The organism is Flavobacterium ammonificans (genome assembly GCF_020886115.1).
In the GTDB taxonomy this organism is placed as follows: domain Bacteria; phylum Bacteroidota; class Bacteroidia; order Flavobacteriales; family Flavobacteriaceae; genus Flavobacterium; species Flavobacterium ammonificans.
The window spans coordinates 762,170-773,636 of the sequence record NZ_AP025185.1; the positions used below are offsets into that span (position 1 = coordinate 762,170).

Here is an 11,467-nt window from a genome sequence, read left to right on the forward strand (position 1 = left end):
GATGATAAAAGTTAAATACATATTAGGATTAACGGCATTGCTTTTCTATTCTTTTAATTTCTCATCAAAGGAAAATCATTCGACATTTACGAAAGTAGTTCAGGAAAAATCACCTCTGGAAAAAAGCATAGAGAGCGGGAAAGAAATTTATGCTGATTTTTGTATCCAATGCCATATGGCAGATGGAAAAGGAGATTTGAAGAATTTTCCTCCTTTGGATGGATCCAATTGGTTGTCTGATAAAATAACTCAAAGTATTTATGCGGTTAAATTTGGACAAACAGGCCCAATAGTAGTAAATGGCAAAAAATTCAATAATGCTATGCCTCCTATGGGATTGTCAAATCAAGAAGTTGCCGACGTAATGAATTACATTAGAAACTCCTGGAGCAACAAGCATAACAAAATGATTACTTTAAGCCAAGTTGAAGATGTGAAGCAATAAAGTAATTCATTACTACTTTATCAAAACAGATACGAAATGGAGAACCCTCCATAATAATTTATAGGATTACCTGGATAATAATATCGTGGCGGAGCTGCGCCAAAACCTAACGCATTAGGCACGATAGAGGCTGCATATTTCTCATTCAATGCATTGTTGACGCCGGCAGTTAATTCTGCATTTAATTTCTTAAAAATCTTAAAAGCATAGGTCGTTTTAAGATCAAGTAAAGCATAGGCTTCGGTATATTTTGTATTGGCATCATTTATGGGTGTTTTTCCTACGGTTCTATAAGACGTATTTATAATAATCCCAGATTTTGTAATAATATCTAATCCATAATTCAATTGTTTTTGGGGAACTGCGGTAAGTTGATTACCTGAATAATCGACGTTTAAATCAATAAAATCCTTAAATTTAAAATAATTTATTGCGCCTGAAAAATAATGAGTAATTTTAAAACTATCAGATTTCACAATATTGTAATTCACTGTAAATTCTATTCCTGGGTGAGAACTCGAGCCCGCATTTAATCCAACATATTGATCTTCGGCTGTCCGTCGTGCTAGTAATAAATTTTCAATTTGTGCGCTAAACAGAGCTACCTCTGTATATAATTTATTGTCCAACCAATTTCCTTTGAATCCAATTTCGTAATTCCAACCGATTTCTGGTTCCAAATTGGTATTGATTTTACCTTCTGGAGTTAAGGCTTCGGCAAATGTAGGAACTGAGAATCCTTTACTAACAGAGGTATATATGTTTTTTCCATTGCTTACCTTATATGAAAGACCAATCCTTGGCGAACAAATTGTTCCAAAAGTATAGTTTTGAATGTTTGAATTTTGAGGCGGTTGGAATACATCTTTAAATGAATACGCGGTAGAATTTAATGCAAATCCAGTTTCTAAATGAATAGCTTTGGAAAGCCAAAACTCCATTTGTATAAAATAGTTGGAGTACTTTCTTTCTTCGTCAATGGCGCTGAACAAATTCCCTTGTAGGCTGCCTCGTCCAGGCTGAGATAGGTATAGGTTTTTATAAAGGGAATAGTCGTTTTCTTCCAAAGCAATTTCGGTACCAAAACTAAATTCGAAAGGAAAAGAAAGTAATCGGTCTTTGTAATTAATATTTAAACGAATTCCTAAAGAACGGGTGTTTTCATCTAAAATATCAAAAGGTCTGGTTTCGTAAGCCTCTTTATAATTTGAAAAAACACTTGAATTTAATGACCATTTATTGGAGACTTGATAATCATAGCCTAATCCAAATAAATACTTGTCGTAAGACTCATATCCTTGAGCTGCCGCCCATGTTGACGCTGCTTTTTTGGGATTGTTGTTAAAGTCCTTTTCGCTTAAAGAGCTCGGGATATAAGCTTTAAGCTTGGTGTAAATTCCGATAAAAGATAAAGATCCATTATTTCCTAATTTTTGTTTTCCAAACAAGTTGAAATTTTCCCTGTTGTAGGAACTATTTTCTCTTGGTCCGTCAAGGGTTATATTGGAATAACTTGAAATTAAGTTTGATTTCGTATCACTGAAACCTCCAGACAATTGTTGCTGTATCATCCCAAAACTCCCAAAATTGATGTTTGATTTGCCAAACGATTGCAACAATGGTGTTTCTCTTGAAAATAAATGAATTACTCCTCCCATACCGGAGCCAAAACTAGTTGAGTTGGGCCCTTTAATTATTTCTATCTTTTCGATGGATGCAATATCAATATCTTCAATAACCGTCTCTCCATCTCCAGAAGTTATAGGAATTCCATCAAAATAGGCTTTTATCCTATTCGTTCCGTATTGTGCGCGCGCTCCAATACCTCGAATAGAAATTCTATTAGTATTTAATGCGCCTTGCTGCATAAATACTCCCGGTATTTTATTTAAAACGGGAGTGAGTAGTATTCCATCGGTTTTATTGATATCGGCTTTGCTAATTAAAACGATGGAAGAAGCGGTGTTTTGAAGTACATTTTTGATAGGGGAAGCATCTACTATTATTTCAGATAGCGCTGTAGTGTCTTTTTTTACTTGACTATAAACAGGACTGAAGTACAACACAATATGCAAAAAAAGTAAAAGAGGAAGTGCATTTTTACACATTAGTTGTATTTGATCGGGTTAAATAATACGCTAAGTTAGCTTTTTTTTAAATCTGAAAAAACTGAATTTACGACTGATTTTAATTCAACAAAATCAAAAAAGCCTTTACAGCAATGTAAGGGCTTTTTTTGTTGCATTCATCAAAAAGTCTATTTTTGATTTACAAACAAACAATTATGAAAACATCATTTAACAAATTTCTTTACATCGGATTTATTCTCGTTGGGCTATTCCAAGCCTTCTTTTCAAAAGATTATATGCAAGCCGCATCTTCTTTTGCAATTGGTTTGATTTTTGATCCGTTTGATCAAGAACAAAAATGGAATGACAGACCCACTTGGCAGAAAGCCGTTTTATTCGTTCATTTGGCCGTAGCAGCCGCGTTTTTTGGCTATGCTATAGGTTGGAATGATAAATAATAGTGGATTACAAAACCAACTTCATTAAGATGTCGGTTTGTACTTCATTGCCAAAGATAAATTGATGTTGGTCAAAAGCGACGAAACCATTTTTGGTATAGAACTGAAGCGCGCGATGGTTTTCCTCCCAAACGCCTAACCATACATAGTTGCAAGAATTGGCTTTTGCGATAGCAATGGCTTTTTCAAAAAGCCTTTGACCTACATTTTTCCCGTGGAAGTCTTGAAGCACATAAATGCGTTCAATTTCGAGCGAACTCTCATCTTGAAGTTCGGTTTGAGCAGGGCCAAAATTGACTTTTAAATAGCCAATAACCTCTTCGTTATGGTAGGCAAAATAAAATTCAGAGTTCGGATTTTCCAACTCAGCCGTCAGTTTTTCGGCCGAAAAGCTAGTAGCTAAATACAAAGCCATATTGTCTTCGGAATCGGACTCAAAAAAAGTATCATAGAAGGTTTTGCGTCCTATTTCTTGTAGTGGGACCAATTGGTCCAAGCCTATTTTTTTAATTGCAAACGAATTCATAGCCGCAAATATAAAATTTAATTGTATATATTTATCCACTAAAAAAGCATCAAATTTGAAACAGGAAAGTGGAATTTTTAGCAGAATGTTAGCGGGAGGAATTATCGATAAAAACGATCCGGACTTGCCGAAACTTTGGAAACAGGTGTCGCAAACGATCGCTTTGTCTTCGGCCTTGAATAGCGCTACAGATATCAATCAAATTAGACTCCAATTAAGCAAAATTATAGGCAGTACTATCGATTCGAGCACTATTATTTTTGTGCCTTTTCATACCAATTTTGGAAAACACACCACGATAGGTAAAAATGTATTCATCAACCACGGCTGTTCGTTTTTAGACCTGGGCGGCATCACTATTGAAGATGAGGTGTTGATAGGGCCAAAAGTGAGTTTAATTACCGAAAATCACCCTACAGACCCTACCAATCGTAAATCCTTGGACTTAGCTAAAATTGTGATTAAAAAGAATGCTTGGATTGGTGCGGGTGCCATTATATTGCCAGGCGTAACCGTAGGTGAAAATGCCATTGTTGCTGCTGGAGCCGTAGTCAATAAAGACGTAGCAGATAATACTATCGTAGCAGGAGTACCGGCCAAAAAAATTAAAAAAATCAACTAATATGAAGCAAGGAGTAATTGCTTTTTTGAGCTGGTTTTTTGCCATCGTTTTTTCAGCAATAGGATTGATTAATTCCTTCGTTGGCAACGATCCTGAATTTGGAATTTTTATTGTATTTGCTTCTTTATTATTTTATCCGCCCATTCGATTTGCGATAGAGAAAAAGTTAGGCTGGCGTATGCCAAAATTAGGACTCACAGTTTTGGCAATTTTCATTTTGTGGTCTAGCTTAGGGGTTGGAGAATTAATAGATAAAATCCAAATGGCGCTTTCAATGCTACAGTATTTTGGACTCAATTCTAAGCTAGAAAGTTGAAAAAACATAAAAATGCAATTTGAATAGTGTATTTAACATTAAATTATATTCGTTTATAGTATTGCAACTCTTATATTTGTCTCAATGAAAAAAGGAATTTCTGGATATAGCTTTGTATTTACGTTGGCAGTATTGGTATCAATGCTGTTTCAATCGTTGCATAAATACGAGCATATTGCACAGCAACTTCCCGAGAAGCATTGTGCCCATAAAAAAAATGCGGCTGGCGAAATAACCCACCAGCATTATTACCTAGATTTTTGTGGCACTTGCGATTTTAAAGTAAGTCATTTTGTTGTTTTTGGTTTTCCAACCATTACCTCAGATCTGACTTCTAGCTATTCGAATCCATCATTTTTCTCATCAGAGCAATTGATTTCTTTTTTCAAAGGAAGTCAATTTTCACTCCGTGGCCCGCCCTTAGTTTAAATAGTTTGTATCACAATTAGTCGTTTTCAATGATTGGAAACGCAATTAGGTTGATCTATTTTGAACAAGAAAAAAATGCAAAAAAACAGCTTCATTTTCTTTTTCTCTTTGTTTGCTGTTATTGGCTTTTCGCAAAATACAGTTAGAGGGAAAATTACCAATCAGAATGGAGCACCGCTTTCCGGGAGTCATATCCACATAGGAACAAAGTCGGTGTCTTCAAATGATACGGGAATTTATTTTATCAAGCGATTACCATCGGGTGTTACGAAAGTGCACGTTTCCTACATTGGTTATAAGTCAATAGATACCGTATTGACCATCAAGGGAGATGTTGTGCTTGATTTTGCATTGCAACCACAAATGGATGAGTTGAAAGAAGTGGTCATTAAAGAGAAAGCCAATTCCGTAAATACCTCTGTATTAGAACAGAAAATTAAAGGAGAAACCATTGAGAAGTATAGCAATCAAACCTTAGGCGAGCTTTTAAAAAACATTCCAGGTGTTTCTAGTTTAAAAACCGGAAGCACTGTTGTCAAGCCGGTTATTAATGGTTTGTTTGGTAGCCGAGTGCCGGTAATTAACAATTCCGTTCGGTTAGAAGACCAACAATGGGGAACAGAACACGCTCCTAATTTTGACACAAATGCCGCAGGAAAAATTTCGGTAATTAAAGGCGCTTCGGGCTTGCAATACGGCGGTGACGCAGTTGGAGGCTTGGTCATTATTTCGCCGGTAGCTGTTACTAAAGATACGCTTTACGGAAAAACCATTCTGAATTATGCGTCGAATGGAAGAGGCGGGTCCATCAGTTCCAGTTTGCATAAAGGAAACGACAAAGGATGGAGTTGGAATGCCTTAACCACATACAAATATATGGGCGACAGAGAGGCTCCCAATTACGTCTTATCCAATACAGGAAACCGTGAATTTAATTTCTTTGGCGATGTTAAATATTCCGGAGCCCAATACGATCTGACCACTAGTTATAGTTTGTATTCGACCACTATTGGTATTTTAAGAGCTTCTCATACCGGAAATGTGAATGATTTGTATAATTCGATAACCAATAAAGTACCTTCGGTTGTCGCTGATTTTACTCACGATATTGGTAATCCAAAGCAAGAAGTACAACATCATTTAGCCACTACTCATTTGAATTATTATTTTGATGAAACGGCTTCGTTATCGCTTCAATATGCTTTTCAATTCAATAAAAGAAAGGAGTTTGATCTCCGTAGAGGTGATTTTAGAAACCGTCCCGCTTTGGATTTAGAATTGGCTACGCATAGCTTTAACGCGGATTATAAAAAAGTAGTTCACGATTGGATTGTTAAATCAGGAGGCTCAGCTTCGTTTCAGAATAATTTTGCCAATCCGGCAACGGGTGTCCAACCTTTAATTCCTAGTTATACTAAAATTGAATTAGGAGCTTATGGTATAGCAAGTTATGATTGGTCAGATACTTTTACCGTTGATGCCGGTTTGCGTTATGATTTTTACCAATTGCAAGCGACAAAATTTTATTCGAAATCGCGTTGGATTGAAAGAGGATTTACAACTCTTTTTGACCATTTTATTGTGAGAGAGCAAGGCAATCAATGGTTTACTAAACCGGAATTTAATTTTCACAATCTTTCAGCAAGTTTGGGTTTTCATAAGACATTTGAAACAAATTTGGATTGGTATTTCAACCTGAGTTTAGCCAATAGAAATCCGAATCCTTCCGAGTTTTTTAGTGATGGCTTGCACCATTCGACAGGAATAATTGAGTTAGGAGATTTAGGTTTACAAAAAGAACAATCCCTAAAAATAGCGACCAGTTTTATTAAAAAATGGGATCAGTTGAGTTTAGAAATCAGTCCTTTTTTAAATCAAATCCAAAACTTTATGTTTTTGAGACCCATAGCTTTTGAAACCACTATTCGCGGTGCTTTTCCGGTTTGGGAATACCAACAAACGAATGCCCGACTAACCGGAATAGACTTTCAATCGCGCTGGAAAATCAAACCGAATTGGCAATACGATTTTAATCTGGCTTATGTGAGAGGCAAGGATTTGACCAATCGCAGTTCTTTAATTGATATACCGCCATTGAATTTAGGAAATACCATTCAGTTTGCCAAAAAAGAGTGGCATCATTTTAAAGCCGAATTGAAGAGCGAAATGGTATTTCGTCAAAACCATTTTCCGGACAATAATTTTGTTGCCAATGTTATAGAAAATAACAGTTTAGTTCCTGTTTTGGTGGACATAAGCACGCCTCCTCCAGGCTACCATTTGCTGCATTTTTATTCCGAAATGAAGTTCAAAACCACGACCAGTTCGTCGGTAACCGCAGCCTTTTTTGTTCAAAATATGTTCAACACCACTTACCGTGACTACCTCAACAGACAGCGTTTTTTTGCTGACGAAATGGGTAGAAACATTCAAATTCAACTAAAATTTAATTATTAAAAAAATTTATAAAATGAAAAAATTACAATTGACAACACTAGCCTTAATTGCAATATCAGTATTCTCTTCTTGTAGTAATGACGATGGTCATTCACATGGTGCAAACGAAGAGGAATTAATTACAACAGTTGTTACAACACTTACCTCAGGAAATCAAACCATCACTTTGACTTCAAAAGACTTAGATGGGAATGGACCTAATCCACCTGTAGTTTCGGCTTCTGGAGATTTAACGGTAAATACTACTTATACCGGTTCTGTTACATTTTTAAATGAATCTGTAAGTCCGGCTATAGATATTACCAAAGAAATCAAAGAAGAAGGATTAGAACACCAAATTTTTTATCAAGCAGCGACTAGTATAGGTGCGTTTACTTATACTGATGCTGATACAAAAGGAAATCCGATTGGTTTAGCCTTTACTTTAAGAACTGCTGCTTCGCCAACTACTGGAACAATTACTGTGGTATTGCGTCATGAGCCAAATAAAACGGCAGCTGGCGTAGCACAGGGAGCGATTGCTAACGCAGGTGGAGCAACAGATGCCTCAGTTACTTATACTGTTGTTTTGAAGTAATTTAAAAGAACACCAATTAAAAAGGGCTATTTCATTTGAAACAGCCCTTTTTTTATACTTTGAACTTATTGAAAAGTTCTGATTTACTATTGATATTCAGTTTTCTGTAGATATTTTTAATATGACTTCGCACCGAATCGATGGATAAATTATGCCTATCAGCCACTAGTTTATAACTTAATCCGTCTAATATACCATTGGTCACATCTATTTCGCGCTTAGTTAATTTTTCCAAGTCATTTTCCTTTTTTTGAAAGTGAGACATCACTTTTCGAGCAATTTTTGGCGTCATATAGGCACCGTCATCTTTAATGGCATCAAAAACTTCTTGATAGTCCATCTGAAAGCTTTGTTTGTCAATGTAGCCAATAGCTCCCAATTGAATCGCATTAAAAATAGTATCCGAATCTTCTTTGATCGAATTGATGATAATATTGGTGTCTGGATACAGGTTTAGAATTTTTTTAATGGCTTCCAAACCGTTCATTTTGGGCATAACAATATCCAAAAGAAAAATAGTTGCTGCATTTGGATTTTCGAAAAAATCAACAGGATTAGTATAAATTGAATTGCACTGATAATCAGGCAGTTCATTGATTTTTTCTTTCATCAATTGCGCCATGTGAAAATCATCTTCTAGAATAATTACATTTTTCATATTTCAATTAGGGGGGACATTACGTCCAATTAAAGGTTAATTCTATAGTTAATCCTTGAGGCGAATTACAATAAAAACGAGCTTTTCCTGAGTTACGTTCGGTGCGTTTAATGATGTTTCCAATACCGTTTCCTTTGTTATAAATACTATTGACATCGGTTAAAATACCATCGTCTGAAATGGTGATGACCAACTCAGAATCCAATTGAAAATCAACGGTAACTTTTGATGCATTTGAATATTTTAAAGCATTGGCAGTAGCTTCAAAAAGGATTAATTTACAATCTCTAAACAATTCTGGCTTGAGGAGCTGATTCGGAATATCTTTAGTGTAATTAAATTGATAGCTAATGGAAGAATTACTAAATTCTTTTTTCAAGAATTCTAGCGTATCATCAATTAAGTCTTCAATATGGGTTTTTGTACCTGATAGTGCATGGATGGAGGTGCGGATACTAAATAAGGCTTCAGTAATTCCTTGTTTTAACTCGGTATGTTGCTGTGTCACCTCTTTTTTACTGTGGGTTGTCATTAACATTCGAGTGAGTACCGTCCCCACTTCGTCATGCAAGTCCATGGCGATTCGGTCTTTGACTACTGCTTCGGTTTTTCGAGCATGATACACGCTATATACAGTTATGCTCCCAAAAAGAATTAGGATTACCAATAAAAACACAAAAAAGCTTGTTTTATAATAGAAAGGAACCATAGCATTTATAGCAACACTTTTTTTGGTAATTAGATTTCCAAAATTATCATACATTTTAATGGATAAGGAATAAATACCATAGGGCAAGTTCGAGATACGAATCGAATTGTTATATGCTGTTACAGGTTTTTGGTTGTCAATTTGATACGTGAAAAAGTTCGAATACGAAGTGGAGACATCCAGATCAGAAAGGAATAATGTTAAGTCTTCTTCCCCTGTTTGAAACGAAACAGTATTGGAATTGGAATAATTTGTAAACTGCGCTTTTTGTTGGTTTAAAATACTATTCCTTTGAATTCCCGTAATATGAATTGTGTTTTTTTCTTTCAAATTTTGTTTCAGCCTTTCAAAATCAATGACATCGTAACTATTTAGGCCGCCAAAAATAACTTTGCCGTCAGGGAGTAAAGCAGCTGATTTATAGTTGAATTCTAAGTTGCTTAATCCATTCTTTTGTGTGAGTTGAAAAGAGCGATTATTGACAAGGTCAAATACTACAATACCAGTAAATGTACTCGCCCACATTCGTCCTTTTTGATCATTAATTAGAGTAGCTATCGTTTTTAAAACTTTATCTTTTTTTTGTGCAAAACTAAAATTGGCCGTGTTTACTATAAACAAACCATCTTCTTCTGTTCCAAGCCAAATTTTTTGATTTTTTTTATCGAGCTCAATGGTTCGAATGGTTTTTGAGTAAGAAAAAGGGATGCTTTTCCATTTAAAACGACCCTCACTATAAGAAGCACATCTAAGTCCTTTATTGGTCCCTAACCAAATTAATGGACCGTCTTGTGCGATAGAAAACACAATTAAATCAGGTAAAGGTGTCGTAATGGACTTTCTCAATTCAGGATAATAAACTACAATTTTGTTGGTTCCTCCTAAAAAAAGCTCGTTGTTGTATCCTTTTTCTATCACATAGAAAAATTCTCGAAGAGGAATATTTTCTAATTGAATTGGAGTTGTCTTTTTAGTTGCTATATCAAAAGAAACAAATCCGTAACTATCTGTTGTGCAGTAAATTTTCCCATTTAGTAAGCTGCTGTCGTACATGGAGTAGTTTTCAGTAGAGATATTTTTGATTTTCCCCTTAGACCAAACTGCAATTTGAGGATGCCCTAGTAGGTACATACTTTCAGCATCAATAGGGATGATTTTTCTGCGTATCCGAATCATTTCATTCTCCACAAAAGCGTTGTCATCAATCACTTTTACATAGGGCTTAGGGTTAGTTACTCGAATTAAGCCTTGATTGGTTGCTAAAAAATAGGTGTTTGCATCGAGATAGAAAAATTTTCTAATTTCAGCATTTTTTAAACCATTAATCCTGTGATTTACAAATTCTCCTTTGACTAAGCCAAAAAGAGTTTTACTTCTGGCAATATAAAAAGGATCGCTATCTTGACTTTCAAAGTAGTTGGTAATTCCAATAGTTTCACCTAGTAAAGGGTGAAATTCAAATCGATTGTTTTTAAGTACAAATACTTTGTTACCTGTTACATAAACCAGACCTAATTTTTTTGACACAAATAATCGTCCATACATATAAATAAATTCGGCTGGAATTACCGCTTCTTTTATTAAACTATTGGCGTCAAGCTTAATGATTCCGTTGTGGTCGGTTAATACATATATTTTAGAGTTATATACAATCGCGTTTTTTGGAATGAAATTTTTTAAATAAATAGTTTTTTTAGGTTTAAAATCGACAAAAAGAGTCAGTTTTCCAGAGCCAAACAAAACCAAATGGCGACCTTGCTCCACCTGCATACTTTGCACCGCCTCTTGGATAAAATTTTGCACAGTTAATTTTAAACGATCTAAAATTTTGATGCCTTTTTGATTCGATAGTAGGTATATCTTGTTTTGATCAATTATAATTTCATTGACACTATTGTCTTCAAAAAAGCCTTTGCAATTAGCATTAGAAAACGTCACAAAATTTTTACCGTCAAATCGAGAAAGCCCTTTATTTGTGGCAATCCATAAATAACCATCTCGGTCTTTTTGAATGTCATTAATAGAATTGTCTGGCAATCCGTTGACAGTCGTGAATATTTGTGTGGTTTTTTTTATAGACGCCCCACGCGCAATAGGCACCCAAAAAGATAATGTGAAAAAGAGAAGTAAATGCGCGAGAAATCTCATGTGTTGAAATGAATTAATTATGCCAAAACTAATTAAATTTTTTTTATTGCCGC

Annotated in this window: 11 protein-coding genes; 7 read left to right on the forward strand and 4 right to left on the reverse strand. The window is 35.2% G+C overall.

The window, feature by feature from the left end:
- Position 1 precedes the first annotated feature (1 nt).
- Complete coding sequence (locus tag LPC20_RS03290) at positions 2 to 445, forward strand: c-type cytochrome (protein ID WP_229326474.1); 444 nt, start codon at positions 2 to 4, stop codon at positions 443 to 445.
- A gap of 20 nt (positions 446 to 465) precedes the next feature.
- On the opposite strand, the gene LPC20_RS03295 is transcribed toward LPC20_RS03290, so the two are convergent.
- Entirely contained in the window at positions 466 to 2,553 is a 2,088-nt protein-coding gene (locus LPC20_RS03295; protein WP_229326476.1) for a TonB-dependent receptor family protein, read from the reverse strand.
- A gap of 176 nt (positions 2,554 to 2,729) precedes the next feature.
- Between LPC20_RS03295 and LPC20_RS03300 the strand changes: the two genes are divergently transcribed.
- Positions 2,730 to 2,972 carry a hypothetical protein gene (locus LPC20_RS03300; protein WP_229326478.1) on the forward strand — a complete coding sequence of 81 codons (243 nt, stop codon included), beginning with the start codon at positions 2,730 to 2,732 and terminating at the stop codon, positions 2,970 to 2,972.
- 7 nt (positions 2,973 to 2,979) lie between these two features.
- Here LPC20_RS03300 and LPC20_RS03305 read toward each other — a convergent pair whose 3' ends face one another.
- Entirely contained in the window at positions 2,980 to 3,498 is a 519-nt protein-coding gene (locus LPC20_RS03305; RefSeq protein ID WP_229326480.1) for a GNAT family N-acetyltransferase, read from the reverse strand.
- A gap of 55 nt (positions 3,499 to 3,553) precedes the next feature.
- Here LPC20_RS03305 and LPC20_RS03310 point away from each other — a divergent pair, with 55 nt between their 5' ends.
- The 5 genes from LPC20_RS03310 (at position 3,554) to LPC20_RS03330 (ending at position 7,899) form a co-directional block, all read left to right on the forward strand.
- On the forward strand, positions 3,554 to 4,120 hold the full coding sequence (locus LPC20_RS03310) for a sugar O-acetyltransferase (protein ID WP_229326482.1): 567 nt from the start codon (positions 3,554 to 3,556) through the stop codon (positions 4,118 to 4,120).
- Between the two features lies 1 nt (position 4,121).
- Entirely contained in the window at positions 4,122 to 4,436 is a 315-nt protein-coding gene (locus tag LPC20_RS03315; protein ID WP_229326484.1) for a hypothetical protein, read from the forward strand.
- Between the two features lie 84 nt (positions 4,437 to 4,520).
- Positions 4,521 to 4,865, forward strand: coding sequence for a hypothetical protein (locus LPC20_RS03320; RefSeq protein WP_229326486.1), 345 nt, complete (start codon positions 4,521 to 4,523; stop codon positions 4,863 to 4,865).
- 75 nt (positions 4,866 to 4,940) lie between these two features.
- Positions 4,941 to 7,322, forward strand: coding sequence for a TonB-dependent receptor (locus LPC20_RS03325; RefSeq protein WP_229326488.1), 2,382 nt, complete (start codon positions 4,941 to 4,943; stop codon positions 7,320 to 7,322).
- A 13-nt stretch (positions 7,323 to 7,335) separates the two neighbouring features.
- Complete coding sequence (locus LPC20_RS03330) at positions 7,336 to 7,899, forward strand: SRPBCC family protein (RefSeq protein WP_229326490.1); 564 nt, start codon at positions 7,336 to 7,338, stop codon at positions 7,897 to 7,899.
- Positions 7,900 to 7,951: 52 nt separating this feature from the next.
- Here the strand turns inward: LPC20_RS03330 and LPC20_RS03335 are convergent, their stop codons facing one another.
- Positions 7,952 to 8,557: a response regulator gene (locus tag LPC20_RS03335; RefSeq protein WP_229326492.1), complete on the reverse strand. Its 606-nt coding sequence runs from the start codon at positions 8,555 to 8,557 to the stop codon at positions 7,952 to 7,954.
- A 19-nt stretch (positions 8,558 to 8,576) separates the two neighbouring features.
- Positions 8,577 to 11,414 (reverse strand): ligand-binding sensor domain-containing protein, encoded by a 2,838-nt coding sequence (locus LPC20_RS03340; RefSeq protein ID WP_229326494.1) that lies wholly within the window; start codon positions 11,412 to 11,414, stop codon positions 8,577 to 8,579.
- Positions 11,415 to 11,467 lie beyond the last annotated feature (53 nt).